The 24,724-nt window shown below is 47.1% G+C and carries 19 protein-coding genes and 2 tRNA genes; 6 read left to right on the top strand and 15 right to left on the bottom strand.

Features of this window, described 5'->3' with window-relative positions; genetic code table 11:
* Positions 1–90: 90 nt before the first annotated feature.
* The 9 genes from NH568_RS18585 to rlmE form a co-directional block, all read right to left on the bottom strand.
* Complete coding sequence (locus tag NH568_RS18585) at positions 91–1,884, bottom strand: UvrD-helicase domain-containing protein (RefSeq protein WP_253049698.1); 1,794 nt, start codon at positions 1,882–1,884, stop codon at positions 91–93.
* Between the two features lie 309 nt (positions 1,885–2,193).
* Positions 2,194–2,279 (bottom strand) — tRNA-Leu (locus tag NH568_RS18580).
* A gap of 82 nt (positions 2,280–2,361) precedes the next feature.
* Positions 2,362–2,447 (bottom strand) — tRNA-Leu (locus NH568_RS18575).
* 12 nt (positions 2,448–2,459) lie between these two features.
* Positions 2,460–2,807, bottom strand: coding sequence for a preprotein translocase subunit SecG (gene secG, locus NH568_RS18570; protein ID WP_253049694.1), 348 nt, complete (start codon positions 2,805–2,807; stop codon positions 2,460–2,462).
* Positions 2,808–2,811: 4 nt separating this feature from the next.
* Positions 2,812–3,555 carry a triose-phosphate isomerase gene (gene tpiA / locus NH568_RS18565; protein ID WP_253049692.1) on the bottom strand — a complete coding sequence of 248 codons (744 nt, stop codon included), beginning with the start codon at positions 3,553–3,555 and terminating at the stop codon, positions 2,812–2,814.
* 79 nt (positions 3,556–3,634) lie between these two features.
* Positions 3,635–4,975: a phosphoglucosamine mutase gene (glmM, locus tag NH568_RS18560; RefSeq protein WP_253049690.1), complete on the bottom strand. Its 1,341-nt coding sequence runs from the start codon at positions 4,973–4,975 to the stop codon at positions 3,635–3,637.
* Positions 4,972–5,817 (bottom strand): dihydropteroate synthase, encoded by an 846-nt coding sequence (gene folP / locus NH568_RS18555; protein WP_253049687.1) that lies wholly within the window; start codon positions 5,815–5,817, stop codon positions 4,972–4,974. The genes glmM and folP overlap by 4 nt, the downstream gene beginning before the upstream one ends.
* Before the next feature lie 288 nt (positions 5,818–6,105).
* Complete coding sequence (ftsH, locus tag NH568_RS18550) at positions 6,106–8,040, bottom strand: ATP-dependent zinc metalloprotease FtsH (protein WP_253049685.1); 1,935 nt, start codon at positions 8,038–8,040, stop codon at positions 6,106–6,108.
* A gap of 68 nt (positions 8,041–8,108) precedes the next feature.
* Positions 8,109–8,738, bottom strand: coding sequence for a 23S rRNA (uridine(2552)-2'-O)-methyltransferase RlmE (gene rlmE / locus NH568_RS18545; protein WP_138546373.1), 630 nt, complete (start codon positions 8,736–8,738; stop codon positions 8,109–8,111).
* Positions 8,739–8,821: 83 nt separating this feature from the next.
* On the opposite strand from rlmE, the gene yhbY reads away from it, so the two are divergent.
* Positions 8,822–9,118 carry a ribosome assembly RNA-binding protein YhbY gene (gene yhbY, locus NH568_RS18540; RefSeq protein ID WP_054017088.1) on the top strand — a complete coding sequence of 99 codons (297 nt, stop codon included), beginning with the start codon at positions 8,822–8,824 and terminating at the stop codon, positions 9,116–9,118.
* Between the two features lie 20 nt (positions 9,119–9,138).
* Here the strand turns inward: yhbY and NH568_RS18535 are convergent, their stop codons facing one another.
* Positions 9,139–10,353 (bottom strand): serine hydrolase domain-containing protein, encoded by a 1,215-nt coding sequence (locus tag NH568_RS18535; protein WP_253049683.1) that lies wholly within the window; start codon positions 10,351–10,353, stop codon positions 9,139–9,141.
* Positions 10,354–10,476: 123 nt separating this feature from the next.
* On the opposite strand from NH568_RS18535, the gene NH568_RS18530 reads away from it, so the two are divergent.
* From NH568_RS18530 to NH568_RS18515, 4 genes are all read left to right on the top strand, one after another.
* Entirely contained in the window at positions 10,477–11,283 is an 807-nt protein-coding gene (locus NH568_RS18530; protein WP_253049681.1) for a hypothetical protein, read from the top strand.
* A gap of 141 nt (positions 11,284–11,424) precedes the next feature.
* On the top strand, positions 11,425–12,132 hold the full coding sequence (locus NH568_RS18525) for a response regulator transcription factor (protein ID WP_253049679.1): 708 nt from the start codon (positions 11,425–11,427) through the stop codon (positions 12,130–12,132).
* Between the two features lie 98 nt (positions 12,133–12,230).
* Positions 12,231–13,541, top strand: a complete 1,311-nt coding sequence (locus NH568_RS18520) for a HAMP domain-containing sensor histidine kinase (protein ID WP_253049677.1) — start codon at positions 12,231–12,233, stop codon at positions 13,539–13,541.
* Between the two features lie 188 nt (positions 13,542–13,729).
* On the top strand, positions 13,730–15,076 hold the full coding sequence (locus tag NH568_RS18515) for a sodium-dependent transporter (protein ID WP_253049675.1): 1,347 nt from the start codon (positions 13,730–13,732) through the stop codon (positions 15,074–15,076).
* Positions 15,077–15,221: 145 nt separating this feature from the next.
* Here the strand turns inward: NH568_RS18515 and pgl are convergent, their stop codons facing one another.
* The 3 genes from pgl to pgi form a co-directional block, all read right to left on the bottom strand.
* Entirely contained in the window at positions 15,222–15,932 is a 711-nt protein-coding gene (gene pgl / locus NH568_RS18510) for a 6-phosphogluconolactonase (protein ID WP_253049673.1), read from the bottom strand.
* Positions 15,932–17,404 carry a glucose-6-phosphate dehydrogenase gene (gene zwf, locus NH568_RS18505; protein ID WP_253049671.1) on the bottom strand — a complete coding sequence of 491 codons (1,473 nt, stop codon included), beginning with the start codon at positions 17,402–17,404 and terminating at the stop codon, positions 15,932–15,934. Before zwf ends, pgl begins: the two co-directional genes overlap by 1 nt.
* Before the next feature lie 485 nt (positions 17,405–17,889).
* Positions 17,890–19,533: a glucose-6-phosphate isomerase gene (gene pgi / locus NH568_RS18500; RefSeq protein WP_253049669.1), complete on the bottom strand. Its 1,644-nt coding sequence runs from the start codon at positions 19,531–19,533 to the stop codon at positions 17,890–17,892.
* A 389-nt stretch (positions 19,534–19,922) separates the two neighbouring features.
* On the opposite strand from pgi, the gene NH568_RS18495 reads away from it, so the two are divergent.
* Positions 19,923–20,957 (top strand): LacI family DNA-binding transcriptional regulator, encoded by a 1,035-nt coding sequence (locus NH568_RS18495; protein WP_253049667.1) that lies wholly within the window; start codon positions 19,923–19,925, stop codon positions 20,955–20,957.
* Between the two features lie 34 nt (positions 20,958–20,991).
* On the opposite strand, the gene NH568_RS18490 is transcribed toward NH568_RS18495, so the two are convergent.
* Together NH568_RS18490 and NH568_RS18485 are read right to left on the bottom strand one after the other, a co-directional pair.
* Positions 20,992–23,268 (bottom strand): aminotransferase class V-fold PLP-dependent enzyme, encoded by a 2,277-nt coding sequence (locus NH568_RS18490; RefSeq protein ID WP_253049665.1) that lies wholly within the window; start codon positions 23,266–23,268, stop codon positions 20,992–20,994.
* A 149-nt stretch (positions 23,269–23,417) separates the two neighbouring features.
* Positions 23,418–24,494, bottom strand: coding sequence for an AI-2E family transporter (locus NH568_RS18485; RefSeq protein ID WP_253049663.1), 1,077 nt, complete (start codon positions 24,492–24,494; stop codon positions 23,418–23,420).
* Positions 24,495–24,724 lie beyond the last annotated feature (230 nt).

Genomic DNA, 24,724 nt, shown 5'->3' with positions numbered 1-24,724 from the left:
ATGATGAGCGAGCCAGATGAAGTACAACAAAATAATTTTGTCGTCAGGATGAATTATTCGTAACTAACCAAAGCCCAGTGAACGCTGTAATCACGACTCGTTTACCAGTGCCAAGACTTCCTCGATAAAGGGACTCGGATCCTCAGGCACTAATAGGCAAGTTTGTAATCTGGCACGTGTCAATGCAACATAGAACAAGCGACGTTCTTCTGCATCCGGGTACAGTTCTGGCTCAGGCAAAAGCGCTTCTGTAATAGGGGCATTATGCGCTCTGGCTGGCACACTGCTTTGATGCAAACCGAGTAGAATACTGAAGTCCGCCTCTTTTCCCTTAGCACCATGAAATGTCAGTGCCGTTATCCGGGCTCTGGGGAAGCGCTGAGTAAAGCTTGCTATCACCTCGGAGGAAGGCAAAAATTTGTGATTCCGAGCCAGTAAAAGGACGCTACACGGCTCTGCGGTCTGGTCTAGAAAGGCTTCTATTGCTGTGCTAAGTGCGTCACTTCCATCTGGGCGTGCCATCAGAGCCGGACAGGTCGCCACGTTACTGGCATTGACCCTTTTAACTAGTTGGTTAGGGTTCTGACAAACAAACTCACTGGCGATATCCAGCAACTGTTGGGGATAACGAAAGGTCATATCCAGCTGTTGGATAGTGGCCTGTCCGAAGTGCTCAGCAAAGTGTGTGGTCATCGACACATCTCCCCCGCTGAAGCGGTAAATCGCTTGCCAGTCGTCACCGACTGCGAACAGCGCATTTTTATCATTTTGCGCAAGCAAGGCTTTGATAAGCAAAGCCCTCAGAGGTGAGATATCCTGAAATTCATCAACTAACACATAGTGCCAGGGACTATAAAACTGACCGCTGCGCACATAGTCGACCGCGCGCGTGATCATATCGTCAAAGTCGATACATTGCTCTTTTTGCAGATAAAGCTGGTAGTCCGCCAGTACGGGCCTGAAGCAGTTAGTCCAGAGCGCAAATTCTTGACTCAATGCTTGTGTTTTACCCAAAAACAGAGCCTGTTTGTAAAAGCTGAGTGCTTCAGTAAACTGTCGAATGAGTTTTTTGGCCGCACGCCCCCCCAAATCGAGCTCCTGGCTTTGTTGTGGATCAGAAAACTCTTTTTTTAGTAGGGCAAGTAAATCTCTCTGATACTGAGGGTCCTGACATAAAGATGCCAAAGTGTCAGCAATAAACCGCTCTCTCGCACTATCGTTCAGGCACAATGCAGACAGCTTTGGCTTATGACCCTCAACTTGTGCAATGATCCCTAACCCAAGGCTATGAAACGTGGCGCACTCTATCGTTACCTTGCTATGTTTGAGCCTTTGCTGCATCTCATCTGCGGCTTCTTTGCCGTAAGCCAGCATCAATACTTGCTCGGCTTCAGCCTGCTTTGAATGCAGCAGATAAGCCGCTTTTGCAATCATAACACTGGTTTTTCCAGTACCGGCTCCGGCTAGCAATAGCTGACGTTCGTCCTGAACAACACATGCACGACGCTGAGACTGAGTCAGCGGATGGCCACACACGGTATCAAAGAAGGTTTCATGGTGAGATAACTGCGCTTGCACAAACGCTTCTCTGAACTGAGCAAGATCTTCTTCTTGCCAAGCGTGTAGCTCATTGACGGTGCTTTGGGCTTGCTTTAGCGTCTTGTGCATCTGAGCCTGATTTGTCCAGCCGCACCAGCGCTTTGCCAATTCAGCTATCACAGAGCGAATTGCAGCCCAGTGACGCACCGAAAGGTAACGGCGCTGCAAGAGTTGTTCTATTGCTCTGACTGACGAAAGCAGACGTGCTTTGTGGGTGTTTATCCAAAGTATCTCGAGGTGGTGCTGCAAATGGGGGGCACAATGCCCCCGTAATCGAAGTTTCAAGACCATACCCTGTTGATAACACTCGATACGGGCTCCCAACCAGTCTGTCACGAGTACAGGAGGCCGAGATTGTTCAACCCAGCCGAGTAACTCTGTGCTGCCTGAGCGTTGAACGCTTATCCCTTGCGGTCCCACCTCAACGGATTTGATGTTATGAAATACTCTTGAAATAAAGTGAGCAGGAAAAAGCATAAAGAAAAATACGGGCCAGTTTCTTTTAGTGTAACTCAATGTGCAGGCAATAGTGCAGCTAAGTGATTTAAATTTAGAAGCTTTTGGAAAGTAATAATGGGATATAGGATAACCGATTGGTGCGAATGGGGGGACTTGAACCCCCACGAGCTATGCTCACCACCCCCTCAAGATGGCGTGTCTACCAATTCCACCACATTCGCAATTCGGTGTAATGCATCTGAGCCAGAAGCTCAATTATTCTCGATTTAATGAGAGAGCCAGTGCATTGCTGGCTCTGAGATTTGGTGCGAACGGGGGGACTTGAACCCCCACGAGCTATGCTCACCACCCCCTCAAGATGGCGTGTCTACCAATTCCACCACGTTCGCTAAGTAATAACTTTAGTTTGGTACGTCTGAGTTGTTTTGAGACTCTTCTGACGCGGGAACATCGTCGCTAGAAGGTGCGACTGTTGCCGCCGGAGCTTCCAGATTTTCCCACTGATCAGCTTGCTTAATTTGGCTTGCTGTCATGCTACCCAAAACAATACTTAGTACAAAGAATATTGTTGCAAGTATTGTTGTTGTCTTAGTCATAAAGTTACCAGCACCTGATGACCCGAACACAGTTGCCGATGCGCCAGCGCCGAATGAAGAACCCATATCTGCGCCTTTACCTTGCTGGATCAAGATCATGCCGATCAATGACAGCGAGACAACCAAATAAATAACCAAAAGAATCTCGTACATTTACTTATCCCTTTGCACTTTCGCAGATAGCCTTGAAGCTTTGTGGTTTGAGACTTGCTCCGCCGATCAGGCCACCATCAATATCTGCTTGTGCGAATAATAATTCACTGTTACTTTCATTTACACTACCGCCATATAGGATACGTAGTGCATCGGCAACCTGTTCATCATAACTACGTAACAAGTCGCGTATATACTTGTGTGTTTCCTGGGCTTGTTCTGGAGTGGCTGTTAAACCGGTACCTATTGCCCAGACTGGCTCGTATGCTATCACAGAATTAACCAGTGATGCTATGCCTAATTTTTCGATTACAGACACAAGCTGTTGTTTAACAACTTCTTCTGTTTTACCTTCCGTTCTCTGCTCCTGGGTTTCACCAATACACAGAATAGGTGTCAGGCCGTTCTTTTGCGCTTGTGCAAATTTATTGGCAATGTCTTCATTTGACTCGCCATAAATACTGCGTCTTTCTGAATGACCGACCAAGGTATAATTTGCGCCTAGAGATTTGACTAAGGAAGCTTGAATCTCACCAGTGTAAGCGCCGGCATCGAATTCTGACACAGTTTGTGTGCCACACTCTAAACCCGCTGAGATTGCTTCAGAAAGCAGAACTGCCGGAGGAAAAATCAACACCTCGCGTTGTTCGCTTGTGACTTGCGCACTCACCGCTGCAATTTCTTTTATCAGCTCTGGCGAGCCGTTCATTTTCCAGTTGCCTGCGACGATTGGCTTTCTCTGTCCCATGTATTACTCCGCGTCAGAAAGCGGGTGAGATACTAACGCCACTCACCCTAAGTTACAAGAAAAAATTGTGGTTTTTTGTTTAGTTGCTCACAGATTCAACGACTTGAGCAATTTTAGTGGCAAAGTCAATAACTTGCTTTTCTTGCTCTGCCTCAACCATGACGCGAACAACCGGCTCAGTGCCTGACTTTCTCAGTAACACCCGACCCTTATCGCCCAAATCAGATTCAACGTCTCTTACGGCTTGCTGAACAGCTTCTGCTGAGACCGGGTCCGTCCCCTTGGCATACCGTACATTGATCATTTTCATCGGATATTTAACAAACCCGGCACCTAAGTCTTTGAGTGTCTGGTTTTGCGCTACCATCGCAGCCAATACCTGAAGGCTAGATACAATCCCATCCCCTGTAGGAATCAGATCGAGATTTAGAACATGGCCGGAGCTTTCACCACCAATCGTCCAACCGCGCTCCTGAAGCTTGCTTAATACATAGCGATCGCCGACTTTGCTTCGTTCAAAAGGGATCCCCTTCTCTTTGAGCGCATTTTCAAGCCCCATATTAGACATCACAGTGCCCACGACGCCGCCTTTTAAGTGTCCACTGTGCTGTGCCTGTGCTGCGATGATATAAACGATATCATCGCCGTCAAAGACGCGACCATTGTGATCTACCATCATAACCCGGTCACCATCGCCATCGTATGCGATACCAACATCAGCCTGATGCTCTAATACGTGACGTTTTAGTGCATCAACATGCGTTGCACCGCACTTTTCGTTGATATTTACACCATTAGGCTCACAAGCCGTGCATATAACCTCAGCGCCCAGTTCGCGCATTACAGCAGGAGCAATGTGGTAAGTAGCGCCATTAGCGCAGTCTAAGACAATCTTGAGTCCTTCTAGAGAAAGTTCGTTAGGGAATTGCCCTTTACAGAATTCTATATAACGGCCATCAGCATTTTCGAGGCGTCTTGCTTTACCTAGTTTATCTGAAGCAACACAGGTCATAGGTTCGTCGAGCATGGCTTCAATTTCCAGCTCAACTTCATCAGGTAGTTTCTTTCCGTCACCGCCGAAGAATTTAATGCCATTGTCATGATACGGATTATGAGATGCACTAATCACAATCCCTGCTTCAGCACGGAAAGTCTGTGTCAAATAGGCAACGGCGGGCGTCGGCATAGGGCCCAACAGAACGACGTTGATACCCGCAGCAATTAGACCAGCTTCCAGCGACGTTTCCAATAAATACCCTGAAATACGCGTGTCTTTTCCTATGATCACTTTTTTAGTGCCAGACTTGGATAATACTTTACCCGCTGCCCAGCCTAATTTGAGTGCAAATTCTGGCGTGATTGGAAACTCTCCCACCATCCCTCGTACACCATCGGTACCAAAATATTTTCTTGTTGTCATTCATCTACTCCATGCGTTGCTGCGCGCCAAACCCGCAGCACATCATTGGTTTCTTTTACATCATGAACACGTATGATTTGCGCACCCTGCTGAGCACATAATAATGCTCCACTAAGGCTTGCAGCCAGGCGCTCATCTGTATCCCGATTAAGTAATTTGCCAAACATAGATTTCCGGGATAGCCCGGCCAAAACAGGAAGTTTTAGTTCAGCAAAATAAGATAACTGCCCTAACAGTGAAAAGTTGTGCTTCAGTGTTTTCCCAAAACCAAAGCCTGGATCAATAATAAGGCGGTCACGTGCAACTCCAGCTTCTTCACAGCTAGCAATGCGTGACTCAAAGAATTCACAAATATCCGTAAACAGATCCTGATAGGTTGGATCGATTTGCATTGTTCTGGGCTGGCCCTGCATATGCATAAGGCAGATAGCAACGTTGCTATAACGCGATGCAACCTCGAGAGTACCAGGCGCTTGTAGGGCCCGAACGTCATTAATGATGTCTGCACCGGCTTCTATCGCTGCTGCCATCACCTCAGCTTTGCTGGTGTCAATCGAAATAACACAATCGGACCGCGCACGCAGGCCTTCAATGACTGGGATAACCCGTTCTAGCTCTTGCTCTAAAGATACGTCAGGTGCGCCAGGTCGAGTTGACTCGCCACCAATGTCCAGGATATCAGCGCCTTGATCCAACAAAGTCAGGCCATGGTTGACAGCGCTGTCAGATTGACAATACTTGCCACCATCTGAGAATGAATCAGGGGTTACATTGACTATCCCCATTATTCGGGGCGTCGTAAGGTCAAGCCTACGACCACGAGGAAGTTTAAGCTGAAGCATAATTCGCCTGTTGAAATGCCTGTATCTAAGCACATTTTAAAAAAAACTGCCACATTAAGGTAGTGAGCACTCGCGGGGGAGAGCCTAACTGACATCATCTGAATGGCCGCTTACTCACACCAATCCTTTGTCTTGCGCATACTTATAAGACGCCCTTAGAGTACAAGTGATTATACGTTGTACTCAAGCACTCAGCTCGCCTGCAGCGAATTGGTATGAATTCCTATTCTTAAAATATAAAAAAACCCCAGCTCGAGCTGGGGTTTCTTGTCTTAATTCTAACTCAGGTTATGACTTGTCATCAAGCTCTGAGCCAGGTGCTGATGCACTTTCGCGTTTATCTTCGTTGTTATTCGCGCTTGCCTGGTTATCTGCGTTGCCATTGTCTGATGGCTTACGATCATGAGCATCTCTGGGTGGACGCACTTCTTTTCGTTCCATCAAGTCGTCAATCTGACCAGCATCGATTGTTTCGTACTTCATCAATGCATCCTTCATCGCATGCAGAATATCCATGTTGTCCTTAAGAATTTGATCCGCTCTATCGTAGTTACGGGTTACAAAATCTTTAATTTCAGCATCGATCAGCTTAGCCGTTTCATCAGATACGCCAGCCATACGAGACGAGCCGCCTCCCATGAACATTTCGCCCTGCTCTTCCATATACATTTGCGGACCCAATTTGGGGCTTAACCCCCACTGTGTCACCATCTTGCGAGCTATGTCAGTAGCCCGTTCAATGTCATTGCTGGCTCCCGTCGTCACTTTATCATCACCATAGATGATGGCTTCTGCAATACGGCCACCATACAAGCTGGACAACATAGACTCCAGATGCTCTTTGGAGTGACTGACTCTATCTTGCTCAGGCAAATACATAGTGACACCCAGCGCTCGACCACGCGGTATAATAGACACTTTGTAGACCGGATCATGCTCTGGCACCAATCTACCTACGATGGCGTGACCAGCTTCATGGTAGGCTGTCATTTCTTTCTCTTTCTCAGACATAACCATGGACTTGCGTTCTGCGCCCATCATGATTTTGTCTTTCGCTGCATCAAACTCAGCCATGCTTACCTTACGCTTGTTGCCACGCGCAGCAAACAGGGCAGCCTCGTTCACCAGGTTAGCCAGATCGGCACCTGAGAAGCCAGGCGTACCACGGGCAATGACTGATGCCTCGACATTTTCATCTAACGGTACTTTGCGCATGTGTACATTCAGGATTTGCTCACGGCCACGCACGTCTGGCAACCCAACAACAACCTGGCGGTCAAAACGCCCGGGACGAAGTAGTGCAGGATCGAGTACATCCGGACGGTTAGTCGCAGCAATAACAATGATACCTTCATTGCCTTCAAAGCCGTCCATTTCTACCAGCATTTGGTTTAATGTCTGTTCACGTTCATCATGACCGCCTCCCATACCGGCACCACGTTTGCGGCCCACGGCATCGATTTCGTCGATGAAAATAATACAAGGCGCTGCTTTTTTAGCCTGCTCAAACATATCACGTACACGTGACGCACCTACACCCACAAACATTTCCACGAAGTCTGAACCCGAAATGGTGAAAAATGGGACTTTCGCCTCACCTGCAACCGCTTTGGCTAGCAAGGTTTTACCAGTACCAGGAGGACCGACCATCAACACACCTTTCGGGATGTTACCGCCCAGTTTCTGGAACTTAGACGGGTCTCGTAAGAAGTCAACCAGCTCAGTGACGTCTTCTTTTGCCTCATCACAACCAGCAACATCAGCAAATGTGGTTTTTACCTGGTCCTCACCCATCAGACGAGCTTTACTTTTGCCAAATGACATGGCGCCTTTTCCGCCCCCCCCTTGCATCTGACGCATGAAGAATATCCATACACCAATCAACAAGAGCATTGGGAACCAGGAAATAAAGATATTGGCCAGGAATGACTGCTCTTCGGGTGCAACCCCTTTAACGTTTACATCGTTCTTCAGTAAGTCGTTGATCAGATCATCATCGTACAATGGCATAATAGTTTGGAAACGCTCACCATTGTTTTTTATCCCTGTAATCGTGCCAGCTGTCCGGTCAATGTTTACATCACGGACGACACCGCTGCGCACTTCGTTCACAAACTGAGTGTAACTAGTTTGGCGATCTGCTTGTTCGCCACCATTGAAGCTCTGAAATACGGTCATTAGCACGACAGCTATTACCAACCAGAGTATTAAGTTCTTCGCCATATCGCTCAAGGGGTTAACCTCTTGTATCTAAAATAATTCAAATTCGTCTTAAAAGCGTTTCAACTGTACTACAGTTTGTAGCCCGTCGCCACTATATATACTTCACGAGATCGGGGGCGTGACGCTTTGGGCTTGCGGATTTTAACCACTTTAAAGGCATTACGCACGTCCTGTACAAATTGATCAAAGCCTTCTCCCTGAAACACCTTGACGGCAAAAGCGCCGTTAGGCTTAAGTACCTGGTGGCACATGTCAAACGCCAGTTCAACCAGATACATGCTGCCCGCTTGATCTATCACGGTGTTACCGCTCATATTAGGCGCCATGTCTGAACATACCACATCTATATTTTTGCCACCAATTCGGTCCAACAACGCGTTCAAGACCGCTTCCTCACGAAAGTCGCCTTGCAGGAATGCTACGCCGGGTAAGGAATCCATTGGCAAAATATCACATGCGATTACTTCGCCGTTATCACCTACTTGCTCTGCAAGGTATTGTGACCAACTTCCTGGCGCAGCCCCCAGGTCAACAACATGCATGCCTGGTCTAAACAATTTGTCTTTTTGTTGGATCTCTTCAAGTTTGAACACAGCACGAGAGCGATAGCCCCGCTTTTGTGCCTCATGAACATAAGGATCTTCAACATGTTCTTTTAACCAGCGTTTGGAGCTCGCTGAGTGCTTTTTATTTGCCATATTAACTGCAACTCATTAGTAATATTCTTTAGATGGCGTTAGAATAGCGGTAATTCAAGCCTTAATTAGTAAATTGTACCAATATGACATTATCAAATAAACAGAAGCAGTACCTAAAAGGGTTAGCACACGACCTAAAACCTGTTGTTTTGCTCGGCGGTAACGGGCTGACAGAGGGGGTTCTGTTAGAGATTGAGCAGTGTTTAGACATTCACGAACTCATTAAAGTAAAAGTACCAACCAATGACCGTGAAACCAAACAGCTTATCTTCGATGCCATTGTTCGCGAGACAGGCGCTCACAAAGTTCAGGTGATCGGGCACATCATTGTGCTATATCGCCAAAGCGAAGACAAAAAAATCCAGCTTCCTCGCCAGTAGCAGGCTGCCAGCAGGGCTGACTATTCATTAGCCTGCGTCTCAGCAGTTTTGCTAAATTCAATGGCCTGACGAATAAACTCTGTACTCAGGCCATTGATCACACCGCTTTCTGCATTTAAAAGCAGACTGAACCCTATTCCCAACTCAGGTAACACCGCCACATCCGTCCGGTATCCCTGCACCCAGCCACTGTGGTAATACATTAATACACCAGAAAAACTATATATGCGCCACCCCAGACCATAATGGGCTTGTTCAACGTAATTACGCCACACACGTCGGCGCAGCTCTCGCTTTGTATGAGTGTAAGGGCGAGACTGAATGGTCAGTGCATCCAATGACAGTACCGAAGGATAGATACCCAATTGCGCCTTTAACCATTGGCTCATGTCTGCAGCACTGGCATTCACACCCGCAGCGGGTGCCACTTTATAGTAATGGGGTTTTAATTTTGCGGTATGCCAGCGCTTTTTACCCCGAACATGAGGCGCTGCAAAATTATCATCTTTGGTCATATGCGCATGTCCTAAACCCGCATCTTTCATACCCAAAGGCTCAAAGAAAAGATGCTCTAGCCAGGACTCGTAACTCAGCTTAGTACTTTGTTTAATCACATCCCCGATGAGACTGAACATGACATTTTGATATCCATAACAAATACCAGGTCTGCAAATATGCTCTACGTCGACCAACTTCGGATAGATTTTGTCATAACTCATCCTGGATTCAATCAGGTTATCATAGGCGTTGGGCACCAGACCGCTGGAATGACTCAGCAGGTGGTATAACTTTGCGTTACCGTATGCACTCTCACCAAAGATAGGCAGATGCTGTGCTACTGTATCTTCAATGTCGAGCATGCCCTGCGCGGCCAACTTGGCGGTCAGGGAACCTGCAAATGTTTTAGAAACAGACGCTAAGCGAAAACGCGTACTGGCTGTGACTTTCTGTCCTTTTCTGACTTTGGTCAGGCCTATTCCGGCAATATGCTCACCATGCTCGCGGTGCACAATGCTCAATGCCGCGCCCGGTATCGATTTTTCTTTTAGTTTTTGTTTGAGTTGCTTAGAATATGCGTTCACAAATTGCTCCCAGCGCTGCTGCTCGCTGCCTGGGCTAGCCTGAACGACCCAGGTCGTCAGTGCGAAAGCAATAATAAGATAATGCAGTGACTTCATAATGATCCGATTCATTAACACGCTGCACATAATATCATGAAGTTTGGCACTGCTCACGCGGACAATCCCTTTTGGCGATAGAATTTCTTCTGCTCGGCCACTGAGATAATGCCAAAGAATTTGTCGTGTTTTAATGCAGCTAAGTGCTGAACTATAAAACTAAATTTAGAGGTATAAGTCATGCGCTGCTTGCTTTCAATTATCGCCTTGGCCGGACTAACAGGGTGTATTGCAACACCGCCAATGGCACCCAAACTGGATGTGCCGGCTAAGCCACTGTTAACCAAATCAGTGTATCAGCTGTCGTACAGTACTGAATTAGAGTCTGCACGCATTAAATCCGTTCAACTGCCTGCTCACCCCGTCAAAAGTGGCAACACGGTGTATATCGATACCAGCAAAGTCAGCATGACGGATACATTACGCAAACAGATTATCCAGCTTTTAAAAGACAAAGGCTTGACAGTTGTTGCACAAAAAAACAGCGACTATCATTTGGTCGTTCAACAGCTTGACTTGTCCTTTGGTAAGGACAAAGTGTATGTATTGAACAAGCCAGAAGACCCACACCCCTACATTGCAGAACTAGCTCAGACAATTCCGAGTAAGCAATGTAGCAATATCATTGCTTCATTAAGTATGCGGCTGACGCACAAGTCTTCATCCGATGTTATCTGGTTTGCTAAATCATCTATTAATAGCGCTGGGTATCAGGGCATTCCACTACAGTATACGTTCACAGAAACTGAGAAAGTGGCGAACGAGCACGCAGTCGTATCATTTATTGTGGAACAAAATCAGGAAGAAGCCCGCCGAGCCAGATACAATCAGGCGGTGAAGATCCCACCCTATCGCGTGGAATCGCAAATATCTCCGCTCGTAAAAACGGCCGGTGCCTGTAATAAAACAGAAGTCAGCGCCCTGACCAGTGACATGATGCACCACTTAAGTCGCGGCCTCATAGAAAAGCTTAATGTATTGCTTTAACAAAAGTTCTAAAACAAGAACACACACTTAATTACACTTTTTACGCGATTCGTACTTATAATTGCAGTCAAGAACATAATTAAAGCAAAGTAAACGTAGCCTTGTCAGTAAGTAAGGCAAGCGCAATTAAGGAGAAGTCAAATGGAGCAATACGGCACGATTTTGTTGGTTGAAGATGACGAGTCGCTTGCGCAGTGGGTTGCCGACTACCTGAATAATCAGGGTTATACCACAGAATGTTGTTATCGCGGCGATCAGGTTGTCAGCATGGTCAAACAACACGAGCCGGATCTGGTGTTGCTGGATATCATGTTACCGGGGCAGGACGGTATCAGTGTTTGTCGCGAACTGCGCCAGTTTTACAGTAAACCCATCATTATGCTCACAGCCAAAGACGAAGAAATGGATGAGGTGATTGGGTTAGAAGTTGGTGCCAGTGATTATGTCATCAAGCCAGTTCGCCCCCGCGCGCTACTGGCAAGGATCAAGGCCAACATGCGCGTAGCTCAGGACAGTGATTCTAACTCCGACACCAATGCCGTCATGCTTAATGTCGGAAACCTGCGTATTGATACACAAGCGCGCAAAGTTATTGTGTCCGATCAGGAAGTGAATGTCTCAAGTGCAGAATATCTGTTACTGCATTTTTTAGCCAGCAATGCCGGAGAAGTGGTCTCTCGCGATGCCGTATTTAAGGCCACTAAAGGGCGTGAATATGATGGTCTGGACCGCAGCGTAGATGTCCTTATTTCTGCCCTGCGTAAGAAGTTTGGCGATGATCCTCAGAACCCTGAAAAAATAAAAACAATTTGGGGAAAAGGCTATCTGCTTGTGCCTTCAGCCTGGTAAGTCAAAGGATTTGGTCTCTCGCAGTCCGCGCATTCAGGTGCGGACTTTGCCCCGCTTCGCGCCGTCTGGTGCAGTCGTACCTATCTCTGGAGTAGTGGATGAAAAAGCTCTACCTTTATCTTTTGGCTAGCGCCCTTATTTCTATTGTTGTACTGGGCTGGCTACTTGATACCCTGAGCCAACAAGCTGAACCTGCCGAGGATGCCTTTGCCTGGCAAGCAAAGTTGCTATACGGCGTAACCAATCAAAGCGCTTCAATCCCCGAAACTTTGCGACCAGCATATATGGAGCAGGTCAGTAAGGACTTTGACTTACCCATCACATACAGCTCCGGTGATTCACTGGCACTCCCTGTCGAGTTAAAGAATCAGATGATGCAACCAGAAGGGTTGTTGCTAGAAGATGATATGGGCTATTACTTGTTAAAATCGGCCCCTTCACTGGCACCTGACTACATTGAACTCAGGCTAGAAAAACCACCTGAACAGTACGATTCAGATGTCTTTCTCACCTTAGCGTTTTACGCCGGTATTTGTACCTTCATGTGGGTAATCTTGGCACCACTAGCCAAGCGACTTGCCGTGTTGGTCAGCGCAGCGAAGCAATTTGCCAGCGGCGATTTAAGTGCTCGAATTGAGGTGAATCATTTCACCTATATAAAAGACCTGGAGCTCACCTTTAACCGCATGGCCAATCAAATAGAAAAGCTGCTTGCCGAAAACAAGCTAATGGCCTCCAGTTTATCTCATGACATTCGTACTCCGGTAGCCTGTTTGCGCTTTGGCTTTGACGCGGCTTTAGAGGAAGATGACATTGAACAGGTCCATGCCCTGATGCACAGAATGGAAAAAGATCTCGACCAGATGGAAGACATGTTGGCGAGCTATCTGTCTTTTGCCACACTCGAACAAAAATCGCATCTACTCAAGTTCGCGCCCACAGAATTAGACAGCTATATTCGCAATGTCGTTGAGCAAATGACACCTAAACTGAGTAACAAACACATCAATGCGAGTGTTTCGGTCCCGGCACATCTGCAGCTGGATGCCGACCCTCATTGGCTGGCAAGAGCCATCTCCAATTTGCTCAGCAATGCCTGCGATTTTGCCAACAAACAGATTATCGTCAGCGCTCAGCAACTGGATCATCAGATTGAAATACGGGTCGAAGATGATGGACCAGGTATAGAAGAAGAAAACTGGGCTAAAGTATTTAACCCATTTTTTCAAGAACAGGGTCACCGTAATCGTGCTGGTAAAAGCTATGGGCTGGGCTTGGCAATCGTTGCAAAAGTGGTTGACTGGCACCACGGCCAGGCCAGTGTTAGCAGATCCGACCTGCTTGGCGGCGCTAAATTCACACTGACTTTTCCCTGTAAAGCACCGAGAAATACTGTCAAGGCTGACTGACAAGCGCGAGATTTATGCTATAAATCAGCTAGATACTAACCAAACGCGGACACTGTACTGGATTTTTCAGATTACGCTCAGGATTTAAGCAAAAACTTGTGTTAGATCAATGCAATTTAGGCCTTTTTATTTCCTTTTAATTACAGTAGATTGTTGCCGCCGTCTTTAAAAAAGAGAAGTATAACAATATGAGCACTGTGCGCGGAGAGTTCAGCTCTCGCTTCGGATTCATTATGGCTGCAGCAGGCTCTGCTGTTGGCCTGGGAAATATTTGGGGCTTCCCGACTCAAACTGCCAGTAATGGCGGTGCCGCTTTTGTATTAATGTATTTGATCCTGGCGTTTTGTCTGGCTTACCCCGCATTGATGGCCGAACTGGTGATTGGTCGTCACGGCCAGGCAAATGCGGTCTCGTCTTTGCAAAAACTTGGCAATAACCCCATACAAAAAAAATTCGCGTTTTTCGTCGGCTTTGGCGGCATCATTTGTGCCGGACTGATCCTGAGCTTTTACGCCATTGTGGCAGGCTGGATGCTCAGTGCCACCATAGAGCCTGTTGCTAACACAGTTGGCGCCACTGGGGCGGCTCAATGGTTATCAGAGCAATCTCTGGTAAGAGATCTCAGCTTTACCCTAATTTTCGTCGCACTGACTATCTCAATCATTAGTAAAGGCGTCGAAAATGGCATTGAGAAATGGTCTAAACGTCTGATGCCTGCCCTGTTGCTTATACTGTTTTCTTTGATTGCGTATGTGCTTACGCAGGAAGGCGCTACCACTGGCTTAAAAGCCTATCTGGTCCCTGATTTCTCTTCTTTACTCGACCCCGGGCTACTTGTCAGTGCACTCGGTCAGGCCTTCTTCTCTCTGTCACTGGGTACCAGTGTTATGATCATTTATGGCTCATATATCAGTAAGCAGGAAAATCTGGTTTCTCTTGGAGCCTATGTCACCTTAATCGATGTCTTTATTGCCTTCGTTGCCGGCTTACTTATTATCCCCGCTATGTATGTGGCACAGGCTCAGGGGGTGGAGATCTTCTCAGCTACAGGCCAGCTTTTATCAGAGGACACGTTAGTATTTCAGGTTCTGCCAGCCTTATTTGAAGGTATGGGCAGTGTTGGCGTATTCGTTGGATTTGCCTTCTTTGCTCTGATGAGCATCGCCGCGCTCACCAGCTCTATTTCTATGCTCGAAGCTCCGGTGTCTTATGCGGTAGAGAAGTTTGCGCTGGCCAGAACACAAGCGACCTGGATCATTGGCGGCATTATTGCAACCGTGAGCGTGACCATCATCCTCAATTTCTCAGCCCTGTTTGGTCTGGTTGTTAAACTAACAACGCAATTCGGTCAGCCATTGCTGGGGATGTTCTGCTGTATTTTCGTTGGCTGGATCTGGCACCGTCAGAAGTTGCTAAGTGAAATTCAGGAAGGTCACCCGGAAGTGGCATCATCCCTGTTCTGGCGGATTTGGCCACTGTACATCAAATTTGTCTGTCCGTTGGCAATCGCACTGGTCTTTATCAATTCTCTGTAATTTGCAGATAAGTCAAAACCAGTGAATCAGAGAGGCAACACAGCCTCTCTTTTTTGGTCGCCTCTTCTGACGATTGCTTTGCGAACATGAAAAAGCACGCCCTTGAGCGTGCTTTTTCAATTATGCGATTCTTCTGTGTGGCGGATTAAGGACACCAGAAAACGCTGAGCTTCAGCTGTGGATGGTTTAACACAGCCCGCAATGGAATGTCGAGTTCAGAACCAGGTTGCTTGGCCTCTTCATACACTGCGCGCTTGGCCTCTCCACTGATAAGTAACACGGCATGTTTTGTATGAGCAATACCTGCCAATGTCAGACTCATACGCTCGGTGATACTGCCTGTTACTTCACTTTGTTTAGCATTGATTGCACAAACAAGATCAGACGTTTGTAAAGCCTGTTCAAGCCCTTCTGCGTGAGGGAACAAAGAGGCAGTATGGCCATCCGGACCCATGCCAAGAATGGTAATATCGAAAGGCGCCTTCAGTGCGGCATAGGCTTTTTCACACGTGGCCTGACCAGACATTGCTGTTGCTTCGCCGTTTTTCATGGTCACAAACTCAGCGGTGCTTGCTTCGTTTTGTAACAAGGTCGCCTTGATAAAGGCTTCGTTAGACTTTTCATGATCTGCATCGACCCAACGCTCATCAACCATAGCCACTGTCACCTTGTCCCATGACAGTGGCAGGTTTGATAAGTGTCTGTAGGCCGGTGCCGGAGACGACCCACCGGACACCAGCATAGTTGCACGACCGTCTGAGTCAATGGCGTCACTGAGTGTGCTACTTAAAAGCTCAGCCAGCTTTTCGGTCATTGCCTCTTTGCTGTCAAAAAACGATTCGTTCAGCTGTGCCATTATGCTTTTTCTCCTACATTGAACCAGGCATGGTTATTTTCTTCCAGCAATTCATCAGCCGCTTCAGGACCCCATGAGCCCGCACGATAAAGTGAAGGCGTGCCCTTTTCCTGCCAACGCGCGACAATTGGGTCGATCCATTGCCAGGCCTGACGAACTTCATCACGGTGAATAAACAGTGCCGGGTTATTTGCCGCGGCATCCAGCATCAGACGCTTGTACGCATCTGAGTGGAAACCCTTGCTGTACTGCTGACTTAGCTCAATGTTCAACGTAACCGGTTGCAGCTGCATTTCCAGATTATCAAGACGCTTTGACATCAAAGTTAACTGGATGCTTTCCTCAGGTTGCAGGCGGATCTCAAGGCGGTTTGGCTGAATTGGGCCCACACTCGGATCATAAACATTGTGAGATACTGGCTTATATTCAACCACGATCTCAGCACAACGCTTTTTCATCCGCTTACCTGTTCTGAGATAAAATGGTACACCAGCCCAGCGCCAGTTATCGATATGTGCCTTAATAGCCACAAACGTTTCTGTCTTACTTGAACCTTCCCCCAACTCCTCAAGGTAACCAGGTACCAATTTACCGTTCAGATCACCCGGTACGTATTGACCACGTACCACGTTGTCATCAACGTCTTCGCCAACCAAAGGGCGCAGTGCCTCAAGCACCTTGAGCTTTTCGGCACGAATACTATTGGCATTTAGCTTTGATGGAGATTCCATGGCAACGAGGCATAGCAGCTGTAACAAGTGGTTTTGAACCATATCACGCAATGCACCAGCCTTATCATAAAATCCTGCACGACTCTCAAGGCCTACGGTCTCAGAAATACTGATTTGAATGTTGTCAATTGACTTAGCGTCCCAGAGGTTTTCAAACAAGGCGTTCGCAAACCGCAATGCCATCAGGTTCTGTACGGTTTCTTTACCTAAGTAGTGGTCTATACGGAAGATTTGGTTCTCATCAAAAAACTGCGCGATCTTACCGTTAATCTCTTCCGCCGATTTACCACAATATCCAATTGGCTTTTCGACCACGACGCGAGAATTTTCAGTGATCAGGCTTTTCTGCGACAGCAGCTCACAGCAGGTGCCATATACTGCAGGTGGCAAAGATAAATAGAAGACACGAGACTTTTCTTCACCATCAGTGTCCAGGATATCTTTCAGAACATCCCAGTTATCGTCTGCCGCTGTCACATTGACAACCACAGGTACTAAGAATTGCGAAAAGGCTTGCCAGTCTTTGCCGTTAAACTCCCCTTCACTGAGGTGAGATTGTAGTGCCTGCTCTGCCGTGGCGAGGTATTGTTCTCTTTGTTCTTGAGCACGGACGGTAGGCAATACGCGTGAGCCTTCAGGTAAATTACCTTCTTGATACGCACGATACATTGCAGGTAACAACTTTCGTAACGCTAAGTCGCCGCCCCCACCAAAAATTACGATATCAAAAGGATTAAGCATAATTATGTCTCACAAGGTTAGGCGCGTAGCACATCAGTGCATCACACGCTCGTTAGTTAAAACCGTTTTCCAGTCTGACCTTAGACTAGCAAACACTGCTTTCATGCTGGATTTGAATTCGATTGCACAACATAGCGGTATTGCTGATAATACCTGGTTTGTTGTGCCGAAGTTCCGTTGGGATGATAACGTATTGCCGATTTGATACGTCTGTATGTACTTCGTCGTGACGACTACGTCATACATCCCCAATAAGAGTCTGTTCCGTCACTGCTTGTTGGCTCTGTTAAAGCCAGTTTACCCGCTTGCCCATGATAAGTTATGACAAAGCGAATAAATTTGAATAAATGAGCCTTAGGGGCCCTGTAATTCCTCTCACAAAAATACAGGCCCTAAGCACTCCAGCGCTACCCGTTCAAAGGTATTCTTTTCACTCGTGTCCTGGTAGCAATCGGACACCTGACACTGCGTTTAGTTGTCAGTTTTTATGATCTATTCTGTTTATAGTACGCAATCAATCCGGCTGTGGAGCTATCGTGTGCGTGCTCTACCCCGTCTTGCGTAAGTTCGGCCTCAATGGCGCTGGCTAACCCTTTACCCAACTCAACGCCCCACTGATCAAATGAACAAATCTCAAGTATAATGCCTTGGCAGAATATTTTATGTTCATATAAAGCAATCAAGCGACCAACCGCTTTGGCATCGACTTCATCCAGGATCATCGACGTTGTTGGTCGGTTTCCTTCGTGGATTTTATGCGGCAGCAGACGTTCAATTTCAGCTTCCGACTTACCTTTTTTCGCCAAGTCTTCGCGCACCTGTTGCTCATTCACACCCGCCATCAGCGCTTCTGTCTGAGCGAAGAAATTGGACAGTAAAATATCGTGGTGTTTATCAACATTGCGCTGTGGTTTTACTGAGGCGATAAAATCAGCAGGTACAATCACGTTCCCCTGATGCAGACACTGATAAAATGCGTGCTGGCCATTAATGCCCGTCATGCCCCAGATCAGTGGCACGGTTGTGTAAGGTACTGTATGTCCGTCAAAGGTGACATGTTTACCGTTACTTTCCATCTCGCCCTGCTGTAAGTAAGCAGGCAGCATGTGTAACGCCTGATCATAAGGTAAAATGGCTTGCGACTGATAACCCAGAAAGCTGGTATTCCAAACGCTCAACAACGCCATGATCAACGGGATATTCTGCTCAAGTGGCGCATTTTTAAAGTGTTCGTCTACCTCAAAGGCACCTTCTAAAATGGCCTCGAATTTGTCATAGCCCAGGTATAATGCAATGGGTAACCCGATAGCGCTCCATAAAGAGAAACGACCACCCACCCAGTCCCACATAGTGAATACGTTTTCGTCGGCGATACCGAATGCCCGGGTCTTCTCAAGATTCGTACTGACCGCCACAAAATGTTTGGCCACTTCAGCTTCGTCTCGCGCAGCACTCAGGAACCAGGCAACAGCTGAGCGTGCATTCGTCATGGTTTCCGACGTCGTAAACGTCTTTGATGAGATAACAAATAACGTTGTTTCAGGAGACACTTTATCTAATACATGGGCTAACTGTACACCATCGACATTAGATACGTAATGTACGTTAAGCGTCCCGTCGGCATAAGCGCTTAGCGCTTCAGTGACCATCTGAGGGCCCAGATTAGAGCCGCCGACTCCAATCGCTACCACATCTTTAACCGACTTGCCGGTATAACCACGCCAATCGCCACTACGCACCTTATGGCTGAAAGCTTTGATTTTCTCAAGTTCAGTATTCACCTGATCCATGACGTTTTCGCCATCGACATAAATCGGTGTATTACCGCGATTACGCAAAGCAACATGCAAAACAGCACGATCTTCGGTGATGTTAATCTTTTCACCCGCAAACAACTTGTCTCGCCACTGAGGCAGATCACATTCCTGTGCTAATTTAATAAGTTGAGCAAATGTGTCTTTGTCGATGAGTTGCTTAGAAAAATCAAACAACAAGCCCGGGATCTGACGAGAAAACAGTTCAAATCTGTTTGGGTCTTGCTCAAACAAAGATTTAAGGTGTTGTGTCTTCAGCTGCTCTGATGCTGTTGTTAAAGCCTGCCAACTCTCTAGTTGTGTACGGCAACTCATAAAAATTCCCCTAGTGACGATGCGTTTTCGAAACAATAAAAATTGTAATTATCACAAGTGTTAAACGGTGTATTGCGTTAAACATAAGTTAAAATGACAACGCTGTCAAATAGCTAATAATCAATTTTACATTGCGCATAATACCCGAATTTTGACTTTTTGACACCGGTATCATTAATTTATTTGGTAGATTTTTTGCTGCTAATTTGAGAGCAAATTGGATAGACTAGAAGCATCAAATGATCATTTTATGAAATCAAGGCACGGACTATACCGAGTAAAAACCCAACTGCGAGTCATCATAAATGCGCAATGATCGCGCTATAAAGTGCGCAGTTAGTCACTTGTACACAATATAGTACCACCTTCTCTCACAGAAGAAAAACAAGATGAAAGTAACCATCAACGATGTAGCAAAACACGCTGGCGTGTCGATGAAAACCGTATCCCGCGTGATCAACAAGGAACCATCGGTACGCAAAAAAACCTATGATCAGGTGATGCAAGCCGTCAAAGAGCTGAATTATCAACCAAATACTGCCGCACGGAATCTGGCGGGTACTTCTTCGTTTGCCATTGGCCTGGTTTATGACAACCCCAATGCCTACTACATCATAGATATGCAAAATGGTGTGTTGTCTCGGTGTAAAGAAGAAGGATATGAACTGGTGATCCACCCTTGCAACGCGCAGCGCGAAGATATGCAGGCGGAAATTGCCACTATGATCAAACGTTCGCGCCTTGCCGGACTGGTACTAACCCCGCCTTTATCGGAGCAACAGCCTATCATTGATATGCTGGATGAGCTGGGGGTGAGCTATGTTCGCTTACTGTCTGGTCACAACGAGCAGGAAGAAAACTCAAGAAACTGTATTTATGTTGACGACTTTGCAGCCGCTTATGAGATAACTGAGCATCTGATAACCCTGGGCCACAAACATATTGCCTTTGTCTGTGGTGATGAGGAACACAAATCAACAACTGAGCGGTTGGCAGGGTATAAACAAGCCTTGGCAGATCACCAGATAGCCTTCAACGAAGACTTTATACACAAGGGCACTTATTCTTTCGAATCCGGTGTTAACGGTGCAAAAGCATTACTCAAAGATGGTAACCCAAATCAGATCACCGCAATTTTAGGTGGTAATGATGAGGTGGCCGCTGGCGCGTTATTTGCCGCGCGTTTGATGAATATCGAGATTCCCGTTCAGCTCTCCATTTCCGGGTTTGAGGACTCCCCTTTCTCACGTCAGACCTGGCCAAAATTAACGACAGCACATCAGGCCAATAATGTGATATCTGAACATGCTGCGCGACTGTTGTTTTCTAAAACCCGCGGTAGCCGTAATCACGATAAAGACGTCATTACCATATTTACGCCAAGTATGGTGGTACGAGAAAGTACCGGCCCGGCTCCTAAGTAAAAGGTCTGCCCCGGCAGACCGGGGCAGACCTGCATCAATTCAGCGCCAACCCACCTGCCAAATTGGCTACTCTGTCAAAACCGAGTAAAGCAAGCGTGTTCCCTGCTTGCATTGAGCGGTTGCCTGTTCGGCACACAAGCAGATAATGCTGCGATGAGTTCAACGCACCATTTCTCAGCACGTCCGTCATTCTGCTCAACGGAATATTCAACACCCGACCAGAGGCCAGATCACCGAACAATTCAGCGATACTACGTCGCGACACATCCGATTCATAAGGTTCGCGACAGTCAATAATTACGCCCTGATGAGATTGCAACCAGTCTTCAGCAGCCGATTTGTTGAGCGACTGAACCGATGGCACTGCCGCGTCCATGAGTGCACCGAGGAAACGCTCTCTGAATGTGGTGGAGTCACGATCAATACCGGCTTTTTGCTCTACAAACTCATCTGTAGAGCATGCCCCATTCAGCAAACGTCCCAGGAGCGGACTGATCTGCACCTGAGCATGCCAGTTAATAGCAAAACACTGCTGGTAGTCCAATGCACTACATATCAGACTATTGTCATCGAGCATCTCGTTGAGACGTAGCAGCGTTGCCGCCATTGACTTCGCACGTGAGGTTTCACCCTGACTATCACCCAATCCCTGAGGTAATAACAGCTTACCAACAAAGCAAGCCGAGACATCTTCACCCTGCATAAGTAAGTAGCAGCACTCTTGAGTATCATTATCTGCCAGTGAGAGCTTTTTCAACATCCCCTGCAACAAGCCGCCGGACTCGCCTTCGGGCCAGCCAAACTCATCTACCACTCTTTTATCAGTCAGATTATGGGCCAACAGGCTCACGGCATCAGCAGCTTGTTCGCTCAGGTGTGTCTTGAGTAATGCACTACAGCCCAATCCTTGTTTATCAAGCAAGCGCTGCAATCGAGGCACCAACTCCGGGACTGGATCAACGATTACCGCTTGTTTATCGGTCGTCACATACAGCCAGCAGCAAGCGCCCTGATGACGCAGCTGGGTTAACCCAACTGCACATGCTTCTTGCTCAGGTGCAGTGCTATCCGACACCACCAGGCAATTGTTCTCTAATATTGGCTTGAGGCTTTTCAGCGTATCGCATGCACGGCGGATCTGGGCTTCACTGTCAGCAGGCCCAAATGAAAGACGGATGGCATTCTCGCTTTGCCAGTCAGGCGCATTCATCGCATCCAGTACAAAACTTCGACTGGAACCCGAACTACAAGCAGAGCCACCACTGACTCGAATACCCGCCGCATCCAGCAGGTCAATCACCTCTTTGCTGGTCAGGTGATCTACTGAAAAATTCAGTGTTGTCGGGACCGAAAGTGCAAAATCATGGTGAAAGGTGACTTGTTTAAACGTTGTCTCCACAGCTTCAGCCAGCATACTGCGGTGCTTTTCAAGTTGCGTAACCGGATTAAAGGGCGAATTATCTTTGTCGAGCAACATATCAAACAGCTTACTGAGCGCGGCGATACCCGGGATATTCTCTGTACCAGAACGCATGCCCGATTCCTGGCCGCCTCCTGCGATAAAGGGTGTATAGGGGCTGCCACTGCGAATATATAAAAACCCAATCCCTTTCGGTGCATAGAGTTTATGTCCTGAAAACGGGGCGTAATCAATCGTAGTTTGAGACAGCTTAAGCGGCAGTTTCCCAAGCGCCTGCACGCAGTCCACCATCCACGCCGTTTGCGTGTTACCTTCACGGATCACCTGCTCCAGACGAGCCAGATCCTGCTTAACTCCTGTTTCGTTATTCGCAGCCATAGTACAGATCATCACGGCTTGCTCGATATGCTCGGCGATAAAGTCCAGATCTAATATACCTTTCGAATCTACCGGGATTTCCAGAATCTGAGCATTCAGGCCAAGTAAGCGGTTCCAGTGTTTTAGGGTATTTGGTACCGCCTTGTGTTCTGTCGCGCCGTACATAAGAACGGGGTGTGCATATTGCTTGTTACTTTGCTGAACGTAATCACTTAACGCAGAAACAATGGCAGTCTGAATTCCTTCTGTTGCGCCTGAGGTAAAAAGCAATTCACCACTTGTTGCCCCAATCACTTCCCGACCTTTATTTCTGGCTTCTTCCATCAGGTGCTTAGCTTGAACACCCGTAATATGGGCACTAGAGGGATTACCAAAACAAACCTGCATGGTATGTACCACAACTTTGGCAATCTCGGGTAATACCGGTGTAGTGGCATTAGCATCGAGGTAGATTAATTGGTCTTGCTCAGACTGGATCACACGGCGCTCCTTTATAACAATATAGAATATCATATTCCATTCTACACAAAAGGCAGAGCAAGCATAATAATCATTTGCTGTATAAATGAAGATCGTTATTCCAAAATGGTACAAGATAACATTCGGGAAGGAACACAAAAGCAACAGGTGACGCGAATTCGCCACCTGTCAGATGAGAGAGATTAGTCAGCCTCAGAGGCCAGATATTCCTGATGCTGAGTTGACCAGGCATTAAGAAGTGCTTTTACCAGCGAAGCCAGAGGAATTGCAAAGAACACCCCCCAAAACCCCCACAGACCGCCAAAAAATAACACCGCAACTATGATATAGACGGGGTTCAGATCAACCGCTTCTGAAAACAGCAAAGGCACCAGGACATTGCCATCTAATGCCTGGATCACACCGTAGACCACCAGTACAGTCCAGAATTCTGGTGCTACCCCAAACTGAAACAGCGCAACCGCAGCAACGGGCAAAGTGACCACCGCAGCCCCAATGAAGGGAATTAAAACCGAGAAACCAACCAAAGTACCGAGTAAAGCTGCATAACGCAGATCCAAAATGGTGAACGCCACAAAGCTGGATAAGCCCACTATGATGATCTCAAAGACTTTGCCCCGAATGTAGTTCATGATTTGGTGATCCATTTCCTCCCAAACCTGATTAATAAGGCGTCTTTCTTTTGGCACCAGTTGCAGCAGTCCTGTCGTTAGCTGGCTCTTATCTTTGAGCATAAAAAACACTAACAGGGGCACCAGTACCAGATAAATCAGCCAGGCCACCACGTCTTTAATCGATGTCAAAGACGCAGAGACCACCTGCTGGCCAAATTCAAATAACTTAGTTTCAACCGTCCCAACCAGGTTTTGCACTTGCTCCGCGGAAACAAGGTTCGGATAGGTATCGGGCAAATGCAACAAATAGTACTTGCCTTCTTCAATCATAGTCGGCGCCTCTTGCACCAGGTTACTGGTTTGTGCCCATAACACCGGTAAAATGCCGAACATCAGCGCCAGCATGACGCTCACAAACACCAGCATTACAATATTGGTCGCCATCTGGCGGCTCGGCACAAGCCGCTGCAGACGAGTAACGGGCCAGTCCAACAGGTAGGCTATCACTATCGCCACTAATACAGGGATGATAAAAGTCCCGAAGAAATACAGCAGCGCGGCCATTGCCAGCAACATCAGCAACAGTGTCACTGAGTTAGGATCTGAAAACTTGGCCCGATACCAGGACTTAATGAGTTCAATCATTTACACACTCCACTTGTATAAAAAATGGTTCTGACTGTTGATTACGATGAAATACCATATCTTGACTGTCTAAATAGCGCATTATATCTCGCAGGTCTTGTTCTTTTGTGTAAAAAAATCGCACGGCATCTGCCTTAAGCTTCGCCTGTTTAAGCTGCCACTTAAACTGAACAAAAAGCTGCGGACACCGCAAAGGGCGTAGATCATATTCTATCACTCTGCTAGGGCCT

The organism is Pseudoalteromonas sp. XMcav2-N, from assembly GCF_024124545.1.
GTDB lineage: Bacteria > Pseudomonadota > Gammaproteobacteria > Enterobacterales > Alteromonadaceae > Pseudoalteromonas.
Note: the sequence above shows the minus strand (reverse complement) of the source record. Positions and strands in the feature narration are given on the sequence as shown.

What these genes read in the sequence shown, in the direction of transcription:
- pgi (WP_253049669.1), bottom strand. Translation starts at nt 19,533, where the DNA reads ATGAGTTGCCGTACACAACTAGAGAGTTGGCAGGCTTTAACAACAGCA.
- NH568_RS18495 (WP_253049667.1), top strand. Translation starts at nt 19,923, where the DNA reads ATGAAAGTAACCATCAACGATGTAGCAAAACACGCTGGCGTGTCGATG.
- zwf (WP_253049671.1), bottom strand. Translation starts at nt 17,404, where the DNA reads ATGCTTAATCCTTTTGATATCGTAATTTTTGGTGGGGGCGGCGACTTA.
- secG (WP_253049694.1), bottom strand. Translation starts at nt 2,807, where the DNA reads ATGTACGAGATTCTTTTGGTTATTTATTTGGTTGTCTCGCTGTCATTG.
- pgl (WP_253049673.1), bottom strand. Translation starts at nt 15,932, where the DNA reads ATGGCACAGCTGAACGAATCGTTTTTTGACAGCAAAGAGGCAATGACC.
- NH568_RS18525 (WP_253049679.1), top strand. Translation starts at nt 11,425, where the DNA reads ATGGAGCAATACGGCACGATTTTGTTGGTTGAAGATGACGAGTCGCTT.
- NH568_RS18515 (WP_253049675.1), top strand. Translation starts at nt 13,730, where the DNA reads ATGAGCACTGTGCGCGGAGAGTTCAGCTCTCGCTTCGGATTCATTATG.
- ftsH (WP_253049685.1), bottom strand. Translation starts at nt 8,040, where the DNA reads ATGGCGAAGAACTTAATACTCTGGTTGGTAATAGCTGTCGTGCTAATG.
- NH568_RS18490 (WP_253049665.1), bottom strand. Translation starts at nt 23,268, where the DNA reads ATGATATTCTATATTGTTATAAAGGAGCGCCGTGTGATCCAGTCTGAG.
- folP (WP_253049687.1), bottom strand. Translation starts at nt 5,817, where the DNA reads ATGCTTCAGCTTAAACTTCCTCGTGGTCGTAGGCTTGACCTTACGACG.
- yhbY (WP_054017088.1), top strand. Translation starts at nt 8,822, where the DNA reads ATGACATTATCAAATAAACAGAAGCAGTACCTAAAAGGGTTAGCACAC.
- NH568_RS18530 (WP_253049681.1), top strand. Translation starts at nt 10,477, where the DNA reads ATGCGCTGCTTGCTTTCAATTATCGCCTTGGCCGGACTAACAGGGTGT.
- glmM (WP_253049690.1), bottom strand. Translation starts at nt 4,975, where the DNA reads ATGACAACAAGAAAATATTTTGGTACCGATGGTGTACGAGGGATGGTG.
- rlmE (WP_138546373.1), bottom strand. Translation starts at nt 8,738, where the DNA reads ATGGCAAATAAAAAGCACTCAGCGAGCTCCAAACGCTGGTTAAAAGAA.
- NH568_RS18520 (WP_253049677.1), top strand. Translation starts at nt 12,231, where the DNA reads ATGAAAAAGCTCTACCTTTATCTTTTGGCTAGCGCCCTTATTTCTATT.
- NH568_RS18485 (WP_253049663.1), bottom strand. Translation starts at nt 24,494, where the DNA reads ATGATTGAACTCATTAAGTCCTGGTATCGGGCCAAGTTTTCAGATCCT.
- tpiA (WP_253049692.1), bottom strand. Translation starts at nt 3,555, where the DNA reads ATGGGACAGAGAAAGCCAATCGTCGCAGGCAACTGGAAAATGAACGGC.